Raw genomic sequence first — 19,388 nt, forward strand, 5'->3', positions numbered from 1 at the left:
CCGGCCGGACCGCCGGGCAGCAGGAGGCGGCGGCGATCCGCGCCGAATTCGTGATGGCCGAGCCAGGTCATGAAGCGGGCGCGGAACGGATCGCCCGCCGCCAGCCGGCAGGCACGGCGATGCTGATTGAGCAAGGACGCCGCCTGTTGCGCCGGATCGCGGAAAGGGTGGATCAGCTGCGCGTCGGGGAAGGCCGCGATCAATGCCGGCAGCCGCAGCACATTATTGTTGTTCTTCGACAGATAGCGCGGGCGCTTATAGCGTAGCTGTACCAGCCGGACATAATCGACGAAATCGTCGATCGTCTCCTCCCGCGGTGCCACCGGGCTGAGCCCGTCCGCCCGGCAATAGCGACCACCTTCGTGATGGCGCCAGAACATCTCTTCGATCGCCTCGGGGCTGTCGAGATCGTGCAGCACGCCGTCGCCATGCGCGCGTTCCGCCGCCGCCACCGCGTGCCGCAACGGCTTGCCCAACCGCGCCCACAAATTGGGGGCGAGCGGAAAAGGCAGGTCGCGATAGGTGAGTGCGGCGAACCCGCCGCTCTGGTGCAGCGCCCGCATGATCACGGTCGTGCCCGCACGCGCCAGCCCGGTGACGAATATCGGCGGCTGGAGCGGCAATTCCTCGGCCTCGCGGAGATAGAGCTGCCGTTCGAGATCGAAGCTCAATTCGGGCACGAAGCGCGTGCCGAGCGCGATCCGCTGGAGCTTGCGTTCGCCGAACGCATCGCCCGGCCGCCGCCGATTGCGCTTGCGCGCGATCATGTAGAGCGTCGACAGGACCAGCAATGCGGTCCGCGCGGGAATGCTCGACCAGGCTGCGCGCACGCCGAGCCCGGCTATGCCGTCGAGCGCGAGCACCAGGATCAAGGGTGCGGCGACCAGCAGCAACGCGCTCAGACTGGCGAAAGATTGGGTGAGCAGCCGCCAGGCGAGCAGCCGCATCGCCTTTTCCTTGGCCCATTCCGACACGCCCCGCCGGATCAGCAGCGTACCCGCGCGGCGACCGAGCCGCGACAGGATCACGAAATCATCGATCACGCGGATGCGCGCGAGCAATTCCATCGAGGCGAGCGTCGCCGCCAGCAGCCAGAGGAAGCCCATCATAAGACGTCGCGCCCACCACGCTTGCCGCGCTTCCGGCGGAACAGCCGCTTCAACGGATACCAGATCACCGAAATCGTCACGAGCAGCAGCGACACGATGATCCCCATCGCCGCGCCGATTGCGCCGAGGCCGATACCTGGCCCCATATAAGCGAAAGCGGGTGCGGGGCAGGCCACCCACAAGGCTAGCGGCAACAGCAGGGTACGGGGACGGATCAAGTGCATCGGGCGGTCTCCGCGGCATGGATGGCGGGGCCATCGGTGGAAGGATCGACGTAACGGCTCCAGCGCAGCTGGAAGCGGCGGCCCTGGGGATCGGCGGCAACATAGAGCCAGCGTACGACGCCCTCGGGCGACACGCGCATCAGGCGACCGCGCTCGGTTTCCTCGACCATCATGTCGCCATTCGCCATCGGCGTGGCGCGGCCCTGCGCGCGGGTGCGAATCCGGGTTTTCGCGGTGGCGGCGGCGAAGGGATAACTCACCCGGTCGGTTGCGAAATCGTAGACGGGCAGCCGGTTGGTGCCGTCGACTTCGCCCTCGGGCGCGGCGAAGCGCCAGTGATTGTCGAATATGGCGATGCGGTGATCGTCGACCGGGCTGACGTCATGCTGCATCGCCCACGGCCCGAACCGATGCCACAGGATTCGGCCGGTCGCGGGCCGATAGAGCAGGATCAGCGACATGTTGCGCAGGCTGAGCAGCAGATCGCCCTTCTTCCAGAAAGGCCCGTCGCCCGGCACGGGCTGGACGTCGTTCAGATGAAAGGGGTCGTCGACATAAGGCCGCCCCCGCCACAGATAGCCGAGGCCATTGCGATCGAGGATGTCGGCGATGCGGATCAGACCAAGCGGGCGGCCGTCGGGCGAGACATGCGCCAGCGCCTCGTCGTCGAACGACGGCGTGACGTCAGGCAAGGGCGAGACCGGATAGCGATAGACCCCCCACAGGCTGCCATCGGGCGCGCGCTCGACCGAATGGTGGAAGATGCCGTCGATCGCCCATTCCGTCCGCCCACATGCGTCGACCCGCGCCAGCGGCGAACTGTCGTGGATGACGAGTCCGCCATCCGGCATCAGCAAGGGGTGCATCATCAGGTTGCGCTTCGTGTCGCGGTCGCGGCGCAGATCGATCAGCGTCGAATGAAAATTGGAGCGCGCGTTGATCGCGTCGATATCGGGCCTGTAATCATGGACGACCCGACCGTCGCTCAGCCGGATCAGGCGCACGATCGGGCGGTTGGCCTGCTCGTCGAACGCGGTCAGGAGGACAAAGCCGGGGTCGACGAACGCCTGTTGCCTGTTGCGCCAGAAGCCACCCGGCACGGGGCGGTAGGCGCCGCCATAATGCGGATGGAAGTGATGGCGGAAGAGCTGGTGCACGGCCTGCGGCACCGACGCGATATCGCGCGCGACCATGCCCGCCTTGCCAGCCGTGGCGGCATTGTTGACGAGCGCCCCGAAGCCGATCGTCACAACGCAGCCGACCACGAACAGCAGCAGCACAGCCCAGACGGGCATCCGCCGATAGAGAAAGCGCTCCCACGTGCTCGGCGGCGGCAGCCGCTCATACTGCATCAGCCGCAGTCCGGCCCTGATGCGGCGTGATACGGCCCTGTTCGCGGATCGGCGGTCGATTGCATGGCGTCGCTCCCAGGCTGACTCGAACGCACGTCCACTTTGCATTTTTGCGGCGGGATTTCCGAGGGTTGCGGGGCCCAACGGCGCGCGCCCGCTCCCTGAAACCACTCGTCCGACCGCAAATTCATGCCGCGCCTTACTTGACGCGATGCGGATTACACGGATGAGCGCGCGCTTTCCGTCGACCGCACGGGCCAAGGAATTGCAAAATTTTTCAATGTGGTAGGTCCGCTCCGGACCGAGATCATGACAGGGCCGGTGGCGCCGGCACGAAGTGAAACTGACGGGCGCTAACGCGGCCGGTAATCGTCTCGACCGCTGGCTCTCCCCCCTGCCGCACCGGGATCGGCATGGGAATCTGCTGGGGCATCGGCACGGCCGGGGGCTCGCCATTGTCATTGTCGCCCGGCTTGTGGGGCGGGCGCGGCGGCCGAGAATCGGATGCCGGATTCACCGCGCGGAATGTCCTGGCGATGCCGCACCGGCGGTAGGCGGGCTTCGGTCGTCCCCGATCGACGGCGGCAGATCGCCGATCTCGCAGCTCGGCTGATCCTGTACCTCGTAGAGCGGATCAAGCTGATACATTTCGGGACCGCGCTTGACCGGCGGCGATTGGCCGGGGGGAGGCTCCGCTGTGAATGCTGGGCGGTTGGGTTGGAAAGACATGGGTCGGCTCCTCGTGGGAGCGGGAGCGCAACACACTCTCAGTCGCTTCTTGCTCGCGATCGACGAAGCGATGCTTCATCATATGGGGGCCGGCCTTAAGATTACGAGAAGATTACGAGCCAAGGCATTCGGCTCTTGAGGACCGAGCCGCTGGCGCCGACCCCGGGGCGGCCCTATATAAGAAATACCCGTTCCACCTCACGAGCATGGACGCGGCTGAGAGAGGCTTCGCGCTCCCGCTCTGACGAGGAGTTCGCCATGCCCCGGACCGACATCACCTACTTCACGCGCCGTACCGCGGAATCGCATGCCGCGAAGATCGCCGCGGTCGATGATGGTGCACGTCTCGCCCATAAGCAGCTGGAGACGGCCTATACTGCGCTTGTCCTGTCGTCCGAGCGCGACGCGGCGCTCCTTACTCCGGCGGTCGTGCCGTCCGCGGCCCAGACGCCGTCGCGCGATGCGCTGTTCGCGCGGGATGACGAAGGAGACGCGGCGACATGACCCTGCACGACTTTTTCAACCGCCATGTGCCGGACCTCAAACATAGCCGGTGGGATAGCGCCCGGTTCGTCACGGAATGCCTGGTTTGCAAGCGGGAGATGGTGAAGCGCGCCGAATCCGACTGGGAAATCGTGCGGAAATAATCGTCAGCCGGCGATAGCCTCGACCAGCTGCAATCCATTGGGCACGTCGAGTTCGAGCACCCACAGATCGGGATCGCTGCGTCGTCGCCGCGCGATATAGTCGCCGCGCTGCTCCACATCTTCCGGCCCGGTCGGCGACCAGCGGTAGGCGCCCTGCGGGTCGAGCCGCCGTTCGAGCAACGGTCCGGGCACGCCGCGATCCGCGAGCTGGATCAGCAAGGCGCCGGCAGTGACGTCACCCTTGGCCAGCACCGCACCATTGCCGCCCAGTTCCTCGGCACGGCGGATCAATGCGGAGACGAGCATCCCGGCGGCGAGCCGGGCGGCCATGATCAGGCGGCGTCGCGCGTATCGGCGTGGGCGAACAGCGCGTAGAGCGCGTCGGGCGAATTGGCGCCGCGCAATTTGGCGACGAACGCGCGATCGCGCAGCTTGCGGCTGACGCGGGCGAGCGCCTTCAGATGCTCGACCCCCGCGTCGGGCGGCGACAGCAGCAGGAACACCAGATCGACCGGCATGCCGTCGATCGCCTGGAAATCGATCGGATTGGCGAGGCGCGCGACCAGGCCGACGACATGATCGAGCCCGTCCATCTTGCCGTGCGGAATCGCGACGCCGCCGCCGAAGCCGGTCGAGCCCAGCCGCTCGCGATCGAGCAGCCGCTCGACGATGACGCGTGCGTCCAATCCCGTCAGCGTCGCCGCTTGCGCGGCGAGCTGCTGGAACAGGGCTTTTTTGTTGGGGACCACGACGCCGGTCAATGCGGCGTCGGGGCTCACGAGGTCCGAAAGGTCGTCCATAGTCTCACAAAAATCCGTCGGCAGATGGTCCGTCTGGCACGCCTTAATTCAGGCGGCGCGCTGCGGTTCCACCCAGCCGATCGTGCCGTCGCCGCGCCGATACACCATATTGAACGCCCCGGTGCCGGAATTTTTGAATAACAAAGCGTTGGTGTTGCGCAGATCGAGCATCATCACCGCGTCCGACACGCTCGCTTCGGGCACATCGACGCGCGTTTCGGCGATGACCGGCGGATGATCGCCATCGGCCTCTTCCTCTTCGGGCGGCGCCTGGAACACGGTGTATCCGGCATCGGCTTCGACCTCGCCGACCCCGTTGGGGCCGCCATGGCGCGCCTTCAGCCGGCGCATATAGCGGCGCAACTGGGTCTCGATCCGGTCGGCGGCCTGATCGAAGGCGGGATGCGCCTCATTGCCCTGGCCGGAGCCTTTCAGGATCACGCCCTGCATCACGTGCGCGACGATATCGCAGATGAAGCTGCTGTGCGGGCCGTGGCCGAACGTGACGTGCGCGGAGATGGAGCGCGAAAAATATTTGTCGGCCAGCGCCTGCAGGCGGTCATCAACATGCGCGCGCAGCGCATCGCCCGTATCGACCTGGTGACCGGAAACGCGGATATCCATACTTCATCTCCTTCTCAGCCGGAAAGCCAAGCGAGCGCGCGTACAAGCGCTATCGCCGGGCCGCGTCAACCCGCGGAGAGGACTACCCCCCAAAGCGGATCGACCAGCTTCTGAATAAACGCTGCGTGGCGTGCCAGTTCCGCCTCGCTTGCCGCATGCGGTCGCGCGGGTCGGGCGACTCGTGGCGCGGCGGGTGCCGCCATGGCGAGTTCGGCCGCCGCTGTAACCGCCTCGTCGGCCGGCAGCACGAAGCCGATCTGCCGGCCGCCGCACAATTCGACATAAACCTGGGTCAGCAGTTCGGCATCGAGCAGCGCCCCATGCTTGATGCGCTGGCTGCGATCGACGCCGTAGCGCGTGCAAAGCGCGTCGAGGCTGTGCTTGGCGCCGGGGTGGCGGCTGCGCGCCATCGCCAGCGTATCGACCATGCGGCTCATCGAAATCGGTTCGCGGTCGCAATTGGCCAGCTCCCAGTTGAGGAAGCTGAAGTCGAAGCTGGCATTATGCGCGATCAACGGGGAGTCGCCGATAAATTCGATCAGATCGTCGACGATGAGGTGGAAGCAGGGTTTGTCCGACAGGAAGATCGCCGACAGACCATGCACCGCTTCCGCCTCGCTCGGCATACCGCGTTCGGGATTGATATAAGCGTGGAAGGTCCGGCCGGTTTCGCACCGGTTGACGATCTCGACGCAGCCGATTTCGACCAGGCGATGGCCGTCATTCGGGCTGAGACCCGTCGTTTCGGTGTCGAACACGATTTCCCGCATGGCTCGATTATCCGCTGATGCCGCGCCCCATGCAAGCCGCGATGATGCGCCGGACGGCGGCTTGCGTCTCCTGGAGCGAACCGCCGGTCGGGATCACGAAATCGGCCCGGCGGCGCTTGATGGGATCGGCCAATTGCAACGCGCGGACCTGTTCGAACCGGCTCCAGTTCATACCGTGGCGTCCGAGCACACGGGCCTTCTGCTTCCAGGCAGGCGCGGACACGACCGCGATCAGATCGACCCGCCGCCAGAAGCCTTTTTCGAACAGCAACGGCACGTCCGCCACCACCAGAGGATAAGCGCGATGGCGGCGCAGGAAGAGGCGTCTTTGCTTCTCCACCTCGGGATGAATCAGCCGCTCGAGCCTGCGCAACGCGAGCTTGTCGCCCATCACCGCCGCGCCGAGCCGGGCGCGATCGACGCCCTGCGCGCCGGTCGAGCCGGGATGGAGCGTCTCGATCGCGGCGATCAGCGACCCGCCTGGCCCCTGCATCGCCCGCACCACCGCGTCCGAATCGAACACCGGTACGCCTTCTTTCCGGAACATGGCGGCGACGGTCGATTTGCCCATGCCGATCGATCCGGTCAGGCCGAGGACGATGCTCATGCGACCAGACGCGCCCGGAGCTCGGCTTCGCTGTCCGGGTCGGACGGCGGCCGCTGCCCGAAGAAATGTTCGAACGCGATCCGACCCTGACCGATCAGCATCGACAGGCCGTCGATCGTCGGGTGGCCGCGTTCTTTGGCCTCCGCCAGCAAGGGCGTGACGAGCGGCGCGTAGATGGCGTCATAGACGATCGCGCCCGGCGGCAGATTGGAGAAGTCGATCGGCAGAGGCGGCTGGCCGGTCATGCCGAGCGAGGTGGCGTTGACGACAACGTCGAGCCGGTCGCCGGGCTCGCCCCAATCGAAATCGAGCGGCTGGGCGAAAGTATCGAGCGTGCAGACATGCGTGTCCGTGCTCTTGAACGCGGCCGCGATATCCTGCGCCTTGGCGAGATCGCGTCCGGCGATGATCAAAGTGAAGCCCTCGTCCCACAAGGCATGCGCGATCGCGCGCGCCGCGCCGCCGGTGCCGAGAATGCGCCCGGTGCGTAGCAGATGGCGTTCGGCCAGGCGCGCGCGCAGCGGCTCCAGGAAACCGGGCGCGTCGGTATTGTGACCGATAAGGAGGCCGTCGCGCGCCACGATCGTGTTGACCGCACCGATCGCCTCGGCGAGCGGGTCGATCCGGTCGAGCAGGGGCATGACCGATTGCTTGTGCGGCAAAGTGACGTTGCAGCCGCGCCAGTCCGGATCGGCGCGGCGCTTTTCGAAGAAAGCCGGCAGGTCAGCGGTCGCCAGATGCGACCGGCCATAATCGCCGTCGATGCCGAGCTTCTCCAGCCAGAAGCTGTGCATCAGCGGCGACTTGGACTGTGCGATCGGATCCCCGATCACCTCGGCATGGATAGTCATACCCGCTCGTTCGAGCGCGGGGCGGTTTTTGACAAGCAAAGAATCGCGGGTGGAACAAGTTTCGAAGCTGCGGATTCAGCGGTGCAGACAAGAGAAGACCTGCAACCCTGAAGTAGAAGGGGCGTAATCATGGTCGCCGAGATTTGGGAAAGCCGTACCGGATCGTGGTTCGGACAGCTGGTCGAAGAACGAACCGGCGTCCGCCGCAGCAAATTGTTCGAGGCCCGCAGCCGCGGCGGGGTGATCGCGTATATCGACGGATTCTATCATCAGGCGGCTATCGCCTTCCGCGACCGGTTGCGCCCGACCGAATTCTAAGACGACAACCGTCCGCGAGCCATTTTTGCCGTTCCACCCTCCCGCGAGGGTAGCATCCGGCGCTAATCAGGACGAAAAAATATGGCATCCGACCCTATAGTGCGTATCTCGATCCTGCGCTGCGAGGCCGCGCAGTTCGACAAGCTGCGACAAATGATGTTTGAAAGCGAAGCGGCGCTGCGGCCGGGCATCGAGCAAATGCCCGGACATCTGGCTTTCTATGCGGGCGCGGACCCAGCGACCTGTTCCCTTATGAATACCAGCCTTTGGGACACGTTGGAGCACGCCCAGCAATTGGACCGGTTCCAACCGATGTTGGATGCCGGCAAACGGTTCGCGGCTGCGGGCGCCGCGTTTGAGCGACCCATTATGAATTACGCGACATTGTGGCGCTTCGGACAGATGCCGGAGCCGCAGGGATGAGGACGGTTAGGGGGCCTCAGTGCCCGGTCTCTCGACAAGATCGGCGCGTGACGGCGCGGGTACGAACGGGTCGGCGAAATATTGCGTTTCGTATACCACCAGCCCGTCGCGGAATTCCATGATGCTGACCGTGTAAGATGGCGCGCCGTCATAGGTGAGGACATATTCGGTCACCCACAGATCGCCGGTTCCGATAATCCGGCGGACCTTGAAACGCTTTGTATTGGGTTGGACGAGGCGGCTCTGCCTGATGTTGGCCCGGCCCCGGATGCGCTCGCCCGATTGCGGATAATCAAGAACGGCGCCCTCGGCGTAGATGTCATGCTCGGCTGTGAAATCGCCGGCGTCCGAAGCGGCCCAGTGACGCTCCAACGCCAGTCTTATGGTCGAATCGTCCATCTACGCCTCCACCACTAGGCCGGGATAACTCCACGCACGCGCAACCAGTCGAGCAAAGGCAGCAGCGGCAGCCCGAGGATCGTGAAATGATCGCCGTCGATCCGGCTGAACAATTGCGCGCCGAGGCCCTCGAGCCGGTAGCCGCCGACGCAGCCGCCAATTGCGGGCCATTCGGCGTCGAGATAGGATTGCAGGAACGCTTCGGAAAAAGGCCGCATCGTCAATTTGGCGGTGTCGACATGGCGCCAGATCGGCACGCCGCCCTGCGCCACCACCGCCGCGCTGGTCAATTTGTGCGTCGTGCCCGCCAGCGCGCGCAATTGCGCGGCCGAGTCTTCGCGCGATTCGGCTTTGTCGATCAGGCTGTCGTCCGCCGCCGCGACGGTCGAATCGCAACCGAGCACCAGGACTTCGGGATGGCGGCGCGACACTTTGACCGCCTTCAGTTCGGCGAGCGCGTCCGCCAGCCGGCGCCCGTCCGTGCCCTCGCCGATCATCGCCTGCTTGACCGATTCCTCGTCGACGCCGGCGGCTTCGGCGGTGAATGGCACGCCGGCGGCGGTCAGCATCGCCTTGCGGGAAGCCGATTGGGAGGCGAGGATAAGCCCGCTCATACCTCCGCCGCGGCTTTGCTCTCGCGTTCGCCGATCAGGTTGATGATCGCGGCGGCGGTTTCCTCGATCGAGCGGCGGGTGACGTCGATCACCGGCCAGCCCTTGTCGGCGAAGATGCGCCGCGCCGCCGCCAGCTCGCGCGCGACCGCGTCCTGATCGACATACGCCGTCTCTGTCACCTGGTTGAGCGACAGCAAACGGTTGCGGCGGATCTGGATCAGCCGGTCGGGGCTGGTGGTGAGACCCACGATCAAGGGCTTGGTCACGGTAAATAATTGCGAGGGCGGCGGGGTTTCCAGCACGAGCGGGATATTGGCGACCTTATAGCCGCGATTGGCGAGATAGATGCTGGTCGGCGTCTTGGACGAACGCGACACGCCCGCCAGCAGGATATCGGCTTCTTCCCAATCCTCGGGCGCGATGCCGTCGTCATGCGCGATCGTGAACTGAATCGCGTCGACGCGCGCGAAATAGGCGGCATCGAGCGCGTGCTGGCGGCCGGGGCGGGCTTTCTGTTCCTGGCCGAGCATGCGTTCGAGCGCCTCGAACACCGGATCGAGCGCGGCGACATGGGGCAGACCGGCGATCCGGCAGCGCGCTTCCAGCGACCGCCGCACTTCCGAATTGACGAGCGTATAGATGATCAGGCCGGGTCGCTGGATGATTTCCGACAATACCCGATCGAGATGGCCTTCGGAGCGGACCATCGGCCAGAAATGTTTGATGACCTCCACGCCATCGAACTGGGCGACGCCCGCTTTCGCGATCACTTCGAGCGTTTCGCCGGTCGAATCCGACAACAAATGCAGGTGCAAACGCATCAAATATGCTCTGTTTTGTTGGAAAATTGCCTGTGGAAAACCATGGGGAGAGCGCTACCGCAGGTTAGTGCGTGGCTTCAAGGCGATCGAAGCGCGCCCGACTTGCGAAATGGATCGACATGGCCATCCACAGGGGATTCACGCCTCATCATTGCCTGTGGATATCGGGGGAAGCGCTCGCGACTCGCGGCGAATGGCCGAGAAATCGAGCGTCAAGCTGTTGGCAATTTTAGGTGGGGAGAATAAGCCCCGCTTCCCGGCGCCCTACTGACTCTCAACAGAATCCTTTTAAACTCTTAGAATAGTAAAAAGGATGCGCGCTTTGTCGTCCGTTCCCGAGAAAAAGCCGGTGCCCAGGCAAGCGGCCGATCGTCCCTTGCTCGCGGTATTGCGCGGCGAACGGCGAGATCCGCCGCCGGTCTGGCTGATGCGCCAGGCCGGACGCTATCTGCCCGAATATCGCGCGCTCCGCAGCGAGAAAGGCGGCTTCCTCGAGCTGTGCTACGATCCGGTCGCCGCGGCCGAGGTCACGCTGCAGCCGATCCGCCGCTTCGGCTTCGACGGCGCGATCCTGTTTTCGGACATTCTCGTCATTCCGCATGCGCTCGGCCAGAAACTCTGGTTCGAGACCGGCGAGGGTCCGCGCCTGGCGCCGCCGCTGATCGACGGCGATCTGGACGGACTCAAGGCCGATCGCTCGAAGCTCGATCCGATCTACCAAACCGTGCGCCGCGTCGTCGCGGACCTGCCGCCGCACACGACGATGCTCGGCTTCGCAGGATCGCCGTGGACGGTCGCGACCTACATGGTGGCGGGACAGGGCACGAAAGACCAGAATCCCGCCAGGCGGCTCGCTTATCGCGAGTCCTTTGCCTTCCAGCGGCTGATCGACGCGATCGTCGCGGCGACGGTGACCTATCTCGTCGGGCAGATCGACGCCGGGGTCGAGGCGGTGCAATTGTTCGACAGCTGGGCGGGCAGCCTCGCCCCGGACGAATTCCTGCGCTGGGTGGTCGCGCCCAACCGCGCGATCGTCGAACAGCTGCGCGAACGCAGGCCGGGCGTTCCGATCATCGGATTCCCCAAGGGGATCGGCGAAAAATTGCCGGTCTATGCGCGCGAGACCGGCGTCGACGCGCTCGGCATCGACGAGACGATCGATCCGGTCTGGGCGAACGAGGCGCTGCCGGCGAACCTGCCGGTTCAGGGCAATCTCGATCCCCTATGCCTTCTTGCCGGCGGCGAGGGATTGGGAAATGCGGTGAGCCGAATCCGCGCCGCCTTCTCAAAGCGGCCGCATATCTTCAATCTGGGCCATGGCATCCTTCCCGACACACCGATCGTGCATGTCGAGCAACTGCTCGCTAAGGTAAGGGCATGATCTTCCCCAGCCTGGGATATATCCTCGATTTGACCTATCTTTGGATCAAGGCCGGTCACATCATCTTCGTGATCTTCTGGGTCGCGGGTTTGCTGCTGCTGCCGCGCTATTACGTCTATCATCAGGAATCGACGCCCGGCAGCCAGGAGGAACGGCGCTGGATCGACCGGGAGGCGAAGCTCCGGAACACGATCATCACCCCGGCGATGATCCTGGTCTGGATCCTGGGAATCACGCTGGCGACGGTCGGCCATTATTGGACCAGCGGCTGGCTGATGGCGAAGCTGCTGATCGTGGTCGCTTTGTCCGGCTATCACGGCTTCATGGTGGGCTACGGCAAGAAGCTCGCGCGGGGCGAGCGGCCGGTTTCCGGTCGGGCGCTGCGCATCATGAACGAGGTGCCGGCGATCGCTGCGATCGTGATCGTGATCCTGGTGGTGCTCAAGCCATTTTGAATTCTGCGTCATGCCAGCGAAAGCTGGAATCCATCTCCCTGCCGTTTCACCGAATTTAACAGCGCGGGAGATGGGCCCCAGCTTTCGCTGGGGTGACGGAAAAGAGAGGGTGCAGGCTCAGCCTGCCTTGAACCGGAAGCGGTTCGGTACCATCTCCCGCTTGACGATCAGCCCGGCGCCTTTTACGCCCGGCCCTACGGACCCGTATTCCTTGCGAGCGCCCGATCCTCCACTCAGCATCCCGAACTGTCGCTTACGTCGCGCCGTTCCTCCCCCAAAAAACACCCGGATACGCCCAAAATGCATCTCAAGGACCTCAAGAAGAAAACCCCCGCCGAACTGGTCGCGATGGCCGAGGAGCGCGGCGTCGAGGGCGCATCGACGATGCGCAAGCAGGACCTGATGTTCGGCATCCTCAAGTTCGAGGCCGAGGGCGGCGAGCAGATCATGGGGATGGGCACGATCGAGGTGCTGCCGGACGGCTTCGGCTTCCTGCGCAGCCCGGAGGCCAATTATCTCGCCGGTCCGGACGATATCTATATCAGCCCCAACCAGGTCCGTAAGTTCGGTCTGCGTACCGGCGATACGGTCGAGGGCGAGATTCGCGAGCCCAAGGACGGCGAGCGTTATTTCGCGCTGACCAAGCTGATGCAGGTCAATTTCGACGATCCTTCGGTCGTCCGCCATCGCGTCAATTTCGACAATCTGACGCCGCTTTACCCCGAGCAGAAGCTGACGCTCGATCCCGCCGATCCGACCATCAAGGACAAATCGGCGCGCGTAATCGATCTCGTGTCGCCGCAGGGCAAGGGCCAGCGGACCCTGATCGTGGCGCCGCCACGCGTCGGCAAGACCGTGATGCTCCAGAATATGGCGCGCGCGATCACCGACAACCATCCCGAAGTCTTCCTGATCGTGCTGCTGATCGACGAGCGGCCGGAGGAAGTCACCGACATGCAGCGTTCGGTGAAGGGCGAGGTCGTCTCCTCGACCTTCGACGAGCCCGCCACCCGCCACGTCCAGGTCGCCGAAATGGTGATCGAGAAGGCCAAGCGCCTGGTCGAGCACAAGAAGGACGTCGTGATCCTGCTCGATTCGATCACGCGTCTCGGCCGCGCCTACAACACGGTCGTGCCGTCGTCGGGCAAGGTCCTGACCGGCGGTGTCGACGCCAACGCGCTGCAGCGCCCGAAGCGCTTCTTCGGCGCCGCGCGTAACATCGAAGAGGGCGGCTCGCTCTCGATCATCGCGACCGCGCTGATCGATACCGGCAGCCGCATGGACGAAGTCATCTTCGAGGAATTCAAGGGCACCGGTAACTCGGAAATCGTGCTCGACCGCAAGGTTGCCGACAAGCGGATCTTCCCGGCGCTGGACGTCGGCAAGTCCGGCACCCGCAAGGAAGAGCTGCTGCTCGACAAGGGCAAGCTTTCCAAGATGTGGGTGCTGCGCCGCATCCTGATGCAGATGGGCACCACCGACGCGATGGAATTCCTGCTCGACAAGATGAAGGATTCGAAGACCAACGAGGACTTCTTCGATTCGATGAATCAGTAAGCCCCAAGAGTCGACGGGGTGATCGTCCAGCATGCAATGCTGCGGATTCGCGAAGGCGCCTCGGACGGGTTCGAGGCGGCCTTGCGCGATGCGATTCCCCTGATCGCCTTATCGCCCGGCTATCGCGGGATCGAGGTGCGGCCGGCAGCGGAGACGGTGGGTTTCTACCTGCTGCGCATTTTCTGGGACGATATCGCCAGCCATCGTGACGGCTTTCGCAAGTCGGATCGCTACGATCAGGTCCGCGATCTGCTGCTCCCGTTTTACGAACCCTGGCCCGAAGTGAGTTATTTCGGCGCGCCGATTATCGACAGCGGCGTCATCGCCGAATAGACCGGCGCAATGGACGCGCTTTGGCACAATATCATCACCGATTTTTCGAACCTGGGTTCGCCGGCGGCCTTGTCGGCTTTCATCCAGGTGCTGATGATCGACGTCATGCTCGCGGGCGACAATGCGATCGTGGTCGGCGCGATCGCCGCCGGGCTCAAACCGCAACAGCGCAAGAAGGTGATCCTGATCGGGATCATCGCGGCTTTGGTGCTGCGCATCGTCTTCGCGCTCGCCATCACCCAGTTGCTGCAGATCGTCGGCCTGACCTTTGCGGGCGGATTGCTGCTGCTGTGGGTCGCGTGGAAGATGTGGCGCGAGCTCAAGAGCGGCAGCGACGGTCATGGCGTGGACGGTCTCAGACCCGCCAAGAGCTTCGTGGCGGCGGCCTGGGCGGTCGCGATCGCCGACGTCTCGATGAGCCTCGACAATGTGCTGGCGGTGGCGGGCGCGGCGCATGCGCATCCCGGCATCCTCATCATCGGCCTGCTCCTGTCGGTGGTGCTGATGGGCGTCGCCGCCAATCTGCTGGCGCGCGTGATCGGCCGCTATCGCTGGATCGCCTACGTCGGACTGGCGGTGATCCTCTTCGTGTCGCTCAAGATGGTCTACGAAGGCTGGATCAACGAAAAGGTCGGCGTGATCACGCTCTTCACCTGAGCTTTATCCCAAATGCTCGGCGAAGAAGGCCTCGGTCCGCGCATCGGCCTGTTCTGCTGCTTCCACGTTCCGCCGCTTGCCCGCCGTCGCCGCGAAGCCGTGCCCGGCGCCCGCATAATCGTGGATCGTGACACGCGGATTGGAGGCGAGCGCGGCGCGGACCTGCGCGCGCATCTCGGCGGGGATCGAAGGATCCGCCTCGCCGAAATGCAGCAATAGCGGGCGGGCGATGGCGTGGGCCTCGCCCAAATGGTCGACGATCTGGCGGCCATAATAGCCGACGCTCGCATCCGCGTCGGTGCGCGTCGCGGCAAGGTAAGCGATGCTGCCGCCCGCGCAGAAGCCGACCACGCCGATCTTGTGTGCGCCGAGCGCGCGGGCATGGTGGATCGCCGCCTCGACATCCGACACGGCCTTGTCCAGATCGAGCCCGGTGCGGACCCGGATGGCCTCCTCAAGTTCCTCCGGCACGTCGGGATCGACGTCGAAGCGCGGGGCGAAGCGCCAGAACATGTCGGGCGCGATCACGAGATAGCCTTTGGCGGCCCAATCGTCGGTTTTGCGGCGGATGCCTTCATTCACCCCGAATATCTCCTGGATGACGATGATCGCGGCTTTGGCCTCATCCTTGGGACGCGCCAGCCAGGCGGCGAAGCGGCCTTCGTCGGCAAGCGCCTCGATCTCGGTCCACTCACCCATGATTCGGCCTCCTATATGCTGCGGCATGGACGCTATGCTGCGCTTGTTCTACCAACCGTGTGACATACAATCGCAACAGGGATCGGCGTGCGATGAACATCACGATGAACATCGATTGCACGCCCGAGGAAGCCCGCCGCTTCATGGGCCTGCCCGACATGGCGCCGCTCCACGACCTCTATCTCGACAAGATGAAGGAGGCGATGACCAACGGCATCACCCCCGACGTGCTCGAGAATATGATGCGCTCGTGGGGCCCGATGGGCGAGATGGGAATGAATACGTGGCGGCAGATGGTCGATCAGATGACGGGTACCGCCAAGAGCTGACCATGACCGGAGCCGCGCGGGACACGATCTTCGCGCTGTCGAGCGGCGCGCTCCCCGCGGGTATCGCGGTGGTGCGCGTGAGCGGCCCCAGAGCGGCGGATGCGCTTCAGGCGCTGGCGGGACGGACAACCGAAGCGCGCCGCGCCGTCACCGCCACGTTGCGAGACGCGTCGGGCGAGAATCTGGATCGTGCGGTGGTCTTGTGGCTGCCGGGCCCGGGGACAGCCACCGGCGAGGATATCGCTGAGTTCCATCTCCATGGCGGCCGTGCGGTCGTCGCCGCCGTGTTGGCGGCGCTGGGCGCTCTCGAAGGGCTGCGCATGGCCGAACCGGGCGAATTCACCCGGCGTGCCTTCAGCAACGGTCGGCTCGATCTCGCGCAGGCCGAAGGGCTGGCCGATCTGCTGAGCGCCGAGACCGAGGCGCAACGGCGGCAGGCGCTGCGGCTGGCCGAGGGCGGGCTCGGCAAGCTGATCGGCGGCTGGCGCGAGCGGTTGCTCGGTCTGGCCGCGCGGGTCGAGGCGGCGATCGAGTTCGCCGAGGATGAGGATGATGTGCCGTCGCTCGGAGCGGCGGCTTTGGACGATCTTGCGTACCTGGGGACGGAAATGCAGGCCGCCCTCGATCAGCCGCCTGCCGAGCGCCTGCGCGACGGCGTCCGGATTGTGGTAGCCGGACCCACGAACGCCGGTAAATCCAGTCTTATCAATATCTTAGCCGGACGAGAAGCGGCGATAGCCTCGCCGGTGGCGGGGACAACGCGTGATCTGATCGAGGTGCCGGTGTCGATCGCGGGAATGCCTTGCCTGCTGATCGACAGTGCCGGCCTGCGCGAGTCGGGCGGGCAGGTCGAGCAGATCGGCATGGCCCGCGCGCGTGCCGCGATCGATTCGGCCGATTTGATCCTGTGGCTGGGGTTGCCGGGCGATTGTCCCGACCGGGCTCGATCGGTCCTGGTGCAGGCGAAAGCCGATCTCGCCGCGAAGTCCCCGGCGGAAACGGATGTCGCGACCTCGACCGTAACCGGCGAAGGATTGGATGCGTTGCGCGCGCTACTCCAAGCGCGGCTTCGCGCGTTGCTGCCGCCCGCTGACGCGGTCGCGCTCAACGCGCGTCATCGCGAACGGATCGACGAGGCCCGCCGGGAGATTCTCACTGCGGCCGAGCGGGGCGATCTGCTGCTGGTGGCCGAGCATCTGCGCCAGGCACGTGTCGCGCTCGACCGGATCACAGGCCGGGCGGGGGTGGAAGATATGCTCGACGCCCTGTTCGGCCGCTTCTGCATCGGGAAGTGAAAATGTTTCACGTGGAACATTTGACTCTCCCGGCCCGCCGTCCATAGCCAGCCGCCATGCGCGATTTTGATGTCATCGTGATCGGCGGCGGCCATGCCGGCTGCGAGGCGGCTGCGGCCGCCGCGCGTCGTGGCGCGCGTGTTGCCTTGGTGACGATGGATCCGAACCAGATCGGCGCCATGTCGTGCAATCCTGCAATCGGCGGCGTGGGCAAGGGGCACCTGGTTCGCGAGCTCGACGTGTTTGACGGGTTGATGGCGCGCGCGGCCGATGCCGCAGCGATTCATCATCGCATGCTCAACCGCAGCAAGGGATCGGCCGTTCACGGTCCGCGCGTCCAGGCCGACCGCAAGCGCTTCCGCGCGGCGACGCAGGCACTGATCGCGGCGCAGCCGGGGCTGGAAGTGGTAGCGGGTTCGGTCGATGCCTTGGTGGTGGAGCAGGGCAGGGTGGCCGGAATCTTGCTGGCCGACGGCATTCGGCTCAACGCGCATGCGGTGATTCTAGCGACCGGCACCTTCCTCGGCGCCAAGCTCCATTGCGGGCTGGAGCAGACGGCGGGTGGTCGGACGGGCGAGGCCGCGGCGATCCCGCTGGCGGCACAGCTGCGCGAACTCGATTTGCCGATGGGACGCCTGAAGACCGGTACGCCGCCGCGGCTCGACGGGCGCACGATCGACTGGGCGCGGCTCGAGCCGCAGCTGTCGGACGAGGAGCCTTGGACCTTGTCTGCGCTCACCACGGCGCGCGCCTTGCCGCAGCTCGCCTGCGCGATGACACGCACCAATGCACGCACACACGATGTCATCCGCGCAGGGCTCGACCGTTCGCCTTTGTTCAGCGGCGCGATCGAAGGTTCGGGCCCGCGTTATTGCCCGTCGGTCGAGGACAAGGTCGTCCGCTTCGGCGACCGCGACGGACATCAGATATTTCTCGAGCCGGAGGGGCTGGACGACCCGCTCGTCTATCCCAACGGAATCTCGACCTCGCTCCCGGTCGACGTCCAGGCGGCGATGATCCGCTCGATCGAAGGGCTTGAGGCGGCGCGGATCGTTCGGCCGGGCTATGCGGTCGAATATGATTATGTCGATCCGCGCAGCCTGACGTCCGCGCTCGGCCTGCGCGCGCTCCCCGGTCTCTTTTGCGCCGGACAGATCAACGGCACGACCGGTTACGAGGAAGCGGGCGCGCAGGGCCTGGTGGCCGGCCTCAATGCGGCGGCTTACGCCTGCGATCTCGCGCCGGTTCTGTTCGACCGGGCGGATTCCTATATCGGCGTGATGGTCGACGACCTGACCTTGCAGGGCGTGACCGAGCCCTATCGGATGCTGACCGCCCGCGCCGAATATCGGCTGCGATTGCGCGCCGACAATGCTGCGTCCCGGCTGGGAGCGCTTGCGATTGCGAGCGGCGCGGTAGGTGAGCAACGCCGTGCGCTGATCGAAACGCGGTTGCGGCAACTCGGCGAGGTTCACGACATATTGGCGCGCCGCGAAGCGGGCACCACGCTCGCCGACCGCGTGCGGCAGGGCGAAGACGTGGCGCCAGAGGTAATGTTTCACGTGGAACATTCCCCGCAGGATGTGATTGCGGAAGCTTTGGATGACGCGCGCTACGCGCCCTATCTGGACCGGCAGCGGGCCGAAGTGGCGCGGCTTCGGACCGAGGCCAACACCGGTCTTGGCGGTATCGTCAGCTATCGCGCGATCGGCGGGCTTTCCAACGAAATGGTGGAGCGGCTGGAGGCGGCGCGGCCGGCCGACCTCGCGGCGGCGTCGCGCATTCGCGGCATCACGCCCGCCGCGCTGGCGGCGATCCTCGTCGCCGCGCAGCGCCGCGCCGCATGACCGAAGACGAAGCGCGCGCGTGGCTGGAAGCGCGCAATGTTCCACGTGAAACATTCGACGTGATCGACCGCTTCCTCGCGTTTCTGCGACAAGAGGCAACCCAACAGAATCTGATCTCCGCCTCGACGCTGGACGCGTTGTGGGCGCGGCACGTGGTGGATTCGGCGCAGCTGATGGACCATGCGCCCGAGTGGAAGTCGTGGCTCGATCTTGGCTCTGGCGCGGGCTTTCCGGGCCTGATCGCCGCGATCCTGGGGCACGGTCATGTTACCCTGGTCGAATCGCGGACGAAGCGAATCGCCTTCCTGCGCGAGGCGGCGAAGATCGCGGGCGTGGCCTATCGCACCGAGGTGATCGGCGGCCGGGTCGAGGCGATGCGCCATCGCCGATTCGACGTGATCAGCGCCCGCGCCTTCGCGCCCTTGCCCAAGCTGCTCGGCATCGCCTTTCCCTTTTCCGACAAAACGACGCGCTGGGTGCTGCCGAAGGGCAAAAGTGCCGCCGAGGAACTGGAAGCCGCGCGCGCTTCATGGCAGGGTGACTTCCG

At 65.2% G+C, this 19,388-nt stretch carries 26 protein-coding genes; 13 read left to right on the forward strand and 13 right to left on the reverse strand.

Annotation, left to right across the window (positions count from 1 at the left end):
• The 3 genes from VK533_RS10220 to VK533_RS10230 all read right to left on the reverse strand — a co-directional run.
• Positions 1-1,109, reverse strand: a 1,109-nt coding sequence (locus tag VK533_RS10220; protein ID WP_324377072.1) for a sulfotransferase, incomplete at its 3' end; no start/stop codon positions are given.
• Complete coding sequence (locus tag VK533_RS10225) at positions 1,106-1,333, reverse strand: hypothetical protein (RefSeq protein WP_324377074.1); 228 nt, start codon at positions 1,331-1,333, stop codon at positions 1,106-1,108. The genes VK533_RS10225 and VK533_RS10220, both read right to left, overlap by 4 nt.
• Positions 1,324-2,685, reverse strand: coding sequence for an arylsulfotransferase family protein (locus tag VK533_RS10230; RefSeq protein ID WP_324377076.1), 1,362 nt, complete (start codon positions 2,683-2,685; stop codon positions 1,324-1,326). Before VK533_RS10230 ends, VK533_RS10225 begins: the two co-directional genes overlap by 10 nt.
• Before the next feature lie 987 nt (positions 2,686-3,672).
• Here VK533_RS10230 and VK533_RS10235 point away from each other — a divergent pair.
• Positions 3,673-3,918, forward strand: a complete 246-nt coding sequence (locus tag VK533_RS10235; RefSeq protein ID WP_324377079.1) for a hypothetical protein — start codon at positions 3,673-3,675, stop codon at positions 3,916-3,918.
• Positions 3,915-4,061, forward strand: a complete 147-nt coding sequence (locus tag VK533_RS10240; protein WP_324377081.1) for a hypothetical protein — start codon at positions 3,915-3,917, stop codon at positions 4,059-4,061. The genes VK533_RS10235 and VK533_RS10240 overlap by 4 nt, the downstream gene beginning before the upstream one ends.
• A 3-nt stretch (positions 4,062-4,064) precedes the next feature.
• Here the strand turns inward: VK533_RS10240 and VK533_RS10245 are convergent, their stop codons facing one another.
• The 6 genes from VK533_RS10245 to aroE all read right to left on the reverse strand — a co-directional run bounded on the left by VK533_RS10245 (position 4,065) and on the right by aroE (position 7,713).
• Positions 4,065-4,391 carry a DUF1491 family protein gene (locus VK533_RS10245; RefSeq protein ID WP_324377083.1) on the reverse strand — a complete coding sequence of 109 codons (327 nt, stop codon included), beginning with the start codon at positions 4,389-4,391 and terminating at the stop codon, positions 4,065-4,067.
• 2 nt (positions 4,392-4,393) lie between these two features.
• Positions 4,394-4,861, reverse strand: a complete 468-nt coding sequence (locus tag VK533_RS10250) for a PTS sugar transporter subunit IIA (RefSeq protein ID WP_324377086.1) — start codon at positions 4,859-4,861, stop codon at positions 4,394-4,396.
• 48 nt (positions 4,862-4,909) lie between these two features.
• Positions 4,910-5,485 carry a ribosome hibernation-promoting factor, HPF/YfiA family gene (gene hpf, locus VK533_RS10255; RefSeq protein WP_324377088.1) on the reverse strand — a complete coding sequence of 192 codons (576 nt, stop codon included), beginning with the start codon at positions 5,483-5,485 and terminating at the stop codon, positions 4,910-4,912.
• A 65-nt stretch (positions 5,486-5,550) separates the two neighbouring features.
• Positions 5,551-6,255, reverse strand: a complete 705-nt coding sequence (gene dnaQ / locus VK533_RS10260) for a DNA polymerase III subunit epsilon (protein WP_324377090.1) — start codon at positions 6,253-6,255, stop codon at positions 5,551-5,553.
• 7 nt (positions 6,256-6,262) lie between these two features.
• On the reverse strand, positions 6,263-6,862 hold the full coding sequence (gene coaE / locus VK533_RS10265) for a dephospho-CoA kinase (protein WP_324377092.1): 600 nt from the start codon (positions 6,860-6,862) through the stop codon (positions 6,263-6,265).
• Positions 6,859-7,713 (reverse strand): shikimate dehydrogenase, encoded by an 855-nt coding sequence (aroE, locus tag VK533_RS10270; RefSeq protein ID WP_324377095.1) that lies wholly within the window; start codon positions 7,711-7,713, stop codon positions 6,859-6,861. Before aroE ends, coaE begins: the two co-directional genes overlap by 4 nt.
• A 129-nt stretch (positions 7,714-7,842) precedes the next feature.
• On the opposite strand from aroE, the gene VK533_RS10275 reads away from it, so the two are divergent.
• Together VK533_RS10275 and VK533_RS10280 are read left to right on the forward strand one after the other, a co-directional pair.
• Positions 7,843-8,031 (forward strand): hypothetical protein, encoded by a 189-nt coding sequence (locus VK533_RS10275; protein ID WP_324377096.1) that lies wholly within the window; start codon positions 7,843-7,845, stop codon positions 8,029-8,031.
• 99 nt (positions 8,032-8,130) lie between these two features.
• Positions 8,131-8,454, forward strand: a complete 324-nt coding sequence (locus tag VK533_RS10280; RefSeq protein WP_324377098.1) for a hypothetical protein — start codon at positions 8,131-8,133, stop codon at positions 8,452-8,454.
• A gap of 6 nt (positions 8,455-8,460) precedes the next feature.
• Here VK533_RS10280 and VK533_RS10285 read toward each other — a convergent pair whose 3' ends face one another.
• Genes VK533_RS10285 through VK533_RS10295 form a run of 3 tightly spaced genes read right to left on the reverse strand, consistent with a single transcriptional unit; the run spans position 8,461 to position 10,291 of the window.
• Entirely contained in the window at positions 8,461-8,853 is a 393-nt protein-coding gene (locus VK533_RS10285) for a nuclear transport factor 2 family protein (protein WP_324377100.1), read from the reverse strand.
• Positions 8,854-8,867: 14 nt separating this feature from the next.
• Complete coding sequence (locus tag VK533_RS10290; protein ID WP_324377102.1) at positions 8,868-9,467, reverse strand: nucleoside triphosphate pyrophosphatase; 600 nt, start codon at positions 9,465-9,467, stop codon at positions 8,868-8,870.
• Positions 9,464-10,291: a pyruvate, water dikinase regulatory protein gene (locus VK533_RS10295; RefSeq protein WP_324377104.1), complete on the reverse strand. Its 828-nt coding sequence runs from the start codon at positions 10,289-10,291 to the stop codon at positions 9,464-9,466. The genes VK533_RS10290 and VK533_RS10295 overlap by 4 nt, the downstream gene beginning before the upstream one ends.
• 346 nt (positions 10,292-10,637) lie before the next feature.
• Between VK533_RS10295 and hemE the strand changes: the two genes are divergently transcribed.
• The 5 genes from hemE (at position 10,638) to VK533_RS10320 (ending at position 14,671) form a co-directional block, all read left to right on the forward strand.
• Positions 10,638-11,669, forward strand: a complete 1,032-nt coding sequence (gene hemE / locus VK533_RS10300; protein WP_324377124.1) for a uroporphyrinogen decarboxylase — start codon at positions 10,638-10,640, stop codon at positions 11,667-11,669.
• Entirely contained in the window at positions 11,666-12,124 is a 459-nt protein-coding gene (locus tag VK533_RS10305) for a CopD family protein (protein ID WP_324377105.1), read from the forward strand. The genes hemE and VK533_RS10305 overlap by 4 nt, the downstream gene beginning before the upstream one ends.
• Before the next feature lie 300 nt (positions 12,125-12,424).
• A complete protein-coding gene (gene rho / locus VK533_RS10310) occupies positions 12,425-13,681 on the forward strand; it encodes a transcription termination factor Rho (protein WP_324377107.1) in 1,257 nt (418 codons plus the stop codon).
• An 18-nt stretch (positions 13,682-13,699) separates the two neighbouring features.
• Positions 13,700-14,014, forward strand: a complete 315-nt coding sequence (locus VK533_RS10315) for an antibiotic biosynthesis monooxygenase (RefSeq protein ID WP_324377109.1) — start codon at positions 13,700-13,702, stop codon at positions 14,012-14,014.
• A gap of 9 nt (positions 14,015-14,023) precedes the next feature.
• Positions 14,024-14,671 (forward strand): YjbE family putative metal transport protein, encoded by a 648-nt coding sequence (locus tag VK533_RS10320; protein WP_324377112.1) that lies wholly within the window; start codon positions 14,024-14,026, stop codon positions 14,669-14,671.
• A 3-nt stretch (positions 14,672-14,674) separates the two neighbouring features.
• Here VK533_RS10320 and VK533_RS10325 read toward each other — a convergent pair whose 3' ends face one another.
• On the reverse strand, positions 14,675-15,370 hold the full coding sequence (locus VK533_RS10325) for a dienelactone hydrolase family protein (RefSeq protein WP_324377114.1): 696 nt from the start codon (positions 15,368-15,370) through the stop codon (positions 14,675-14,677).
• A gap of 92 nt (positions 15,371-15,462) precedes the next feature.
• On the opposite strand from VK533_RS10325, the gene VK533_RS10330 reads away from it, so the two are divergent.
• The 4 genes from VK533_RS10330 to rsmG form a co-directional block, all read left to right on the forward strand.
• A complete protein-coding gene (locus VK533_RS10330) occupies positions 15,463-15,699 on the forward strand; it encodes a DUF6489 family protein (RefSeq protein ID WP_324377115.1) in 237 nt (78 codons plus the stop codon).
• Positions 15,700-15,701: 2 nt separating this feature from the next.
• Entirely contained in the window at positions 15,702-16,994 is a 1,293-nt protein-coding gene (mnmE, locus tag VK533_RS10335; protein WP_324377117.1) for a tRNA uridine-5-carboxymethylaminomethyl(34) synthesis GTPase MnmE, read from the forward strand.
• Between the two features lie 56 nt (positions 16,995-17,050).
• Complete coding sequence (gene mnmG, locus VK533_RS10340; RefSeq protein ID WP_324377119.1) at positions 17,051-18,841, forward strand: tRNA uridine-5-carboxymethylaminomethyl(34) synthesis enzyme MnmG; 1,791 nt, start codon at positions 17,051-17,053, stop codon at positions 18,839-18,841.
• Positions 18,838-19,388: 16S rRNA (guanine(527)-N(7))-methyltransferase RsmG (gene rsmG / locus VK533_RS10345; protein WP_324377122.1), on the forward strand; the 551-nt coding region annotated here is incomplete at its 3' end. The genes mnmG and rsmG, both read left to right, overlap by 4 nt.

The sequence above is a fragment of the Sphingomonas sp. genome, assembly GCF_035317925.1.
Lineage (GTDB): Bacteria > Pseudomonadota > Alphaproteobacteria > Sphingomonadales > Sphingomonadaceae > Sphingomonas_I.

What these genes read in the sequence shown, in the direction of transcription:
- VK533_RS10305 (WP_324377105.1), top strand. Translation starts at nt 11,666, where the DNA reads ATGATCTTCCCCAGCCTGGGATATATCCTCGATTTGACCTATCTTTGG.
- VK533_RS10250 (WP_324377086.1), bottom strand. Translation starts at nt 4,861, where the DNA reads ATGGACGACCTTTCGGACCTCGTGAGCCCCGACGCCGCATTGACCGGC.
- VK533_RS10320 (WP_324377112.1), top strand. Translation starts at nt 14,024, where the DNA reads ATGGACGCGCTTTGGCACAATATCATCACCGATTTTTCGAACCTGGGT.
- rho (WP_324377107.1), top strand. Translation starts at nt 12,425, where the DNA reads ATGCATCTCAAGGACCTCAAGAAGAAAACCCCCGCCGAACTGGTCGCG.
- coaE (WP_324377092.1), bottom strand. Translation starts at nt 6,862, where the DNA reads ATGAGCATCGTCCTCGGCCTGACCGGATCGATCGGCATGGGCAAATCG.
- VK533_RS10225 (WP_324377074.1), bottom strand. Translation starts at nt 1,333, where the DNA reads ATGCACTTGATCCGTCCCCGTACCCTGCTGTTGCCGCTAGCCTTGTGG.
- aroE (WP_324377095.1), bottom strand. Translation starts at nt 7,713, where the DNA reads ATGACTATCCATGCCGAGGTGATCGGGGATCCGATCGCACAGTCCAAG.
- dnaQ (WP_324377090.1), bottom strand. Translation starts at nt 6,255, where the DNA reads ATGCGGGAAATCGTGTTCGACACCGAAACGACGGGTCTCAGCCCGAAT.
- VK533_RS10285 (WP_324377100.1), bottom strand. Translation starts at nt 8,853, where the DNA reads ATGGACGATTCGACCATAAGACTGGCGTTGGAGCGTCACTGGGCCGCT.
- VK533_RS10275 (WP_324377096.1), top strand. Translation starts at nt 7,843, where the DNA reads ATGGTCGCCGAGATTTGGGAAAGCCGTACCGGATCGTGGTTCGGACAG.
- VK533_RS10235 (WP_324377079.1), top strand. Translation starts at nt 3,673, where the DNA reads ATGCCCCGGACCGACATCACCTACTTCACGCGCCGTACCGCGGAATCG.
- VK533_RS10290 (WP_324377102.1), bottom strand. Translation starts at nt 9,467, where the DNA reads ATGAGCGGGCTTATCCTCGCCTCCCAATCGGCTTCCCGCAAGGCGATG.
- mnmE (WP_324377117.1), top strand. Translation starts at nt 15,702, where the DNA reads ATGACCGGAGCCGCGCGGGACACGATCTTCGCGCTGTCGAGCGGCGCG.
- VK533_RS10230 (WP_324377076.1), bottom strand. Translation starts at nt 2,685, where the DNA reads ATGCAGTATGAGCGGCTGCCGCCGCCGAGCACGTGGGAGCGCTTTCTC.
- VK533_RS10245 (WP_324377083.1), bottom strand. Translation starts at nt 4,391, where the DNA reads ATGGCCGCCCGGCTCGCCGCCGGGATGCTCGTCTCCGCATTGATCCGC.
- mnmG (WP_324377119.1), top strand. Translation starts at nt 17,051, where the DNA reads ATGCGCGATTTTGATGTCATCGTGATCGGCGGCGGCCATGCCGGCTGC.
- VK533_RS10240 (WP_324377081.1), top strand. Translation starts at nt 3,915, where the DNA reads ATGACCCTGCACGACTTTTTCAACCGCCATGTGCCGGACCTCAAACAT.
- VK533_RS10330 (WP_324377115.1), top strand. Translation starts at nt 15,463, where the DNA reads ATGAACATCACGATGAACATCGATTGCACGCCCGAGGAAGCCCGCCGC.
- hpf (WP_324377088.1), bottom strand. Translation starts at nt 5,485, where the DNA reads ATGGATATCCGCGTTTCCGGTCACCAGGTCGATACGGGCGATGCGCTG.
- VK533_RS10325 (WP_324377114.1), bottom strand. Translation starts at nt 15,370, where the DNA reads ATGGGTGAGTGGACCGAGATCGAGGCGCTTGCCGACGAAGGCCGCTTC.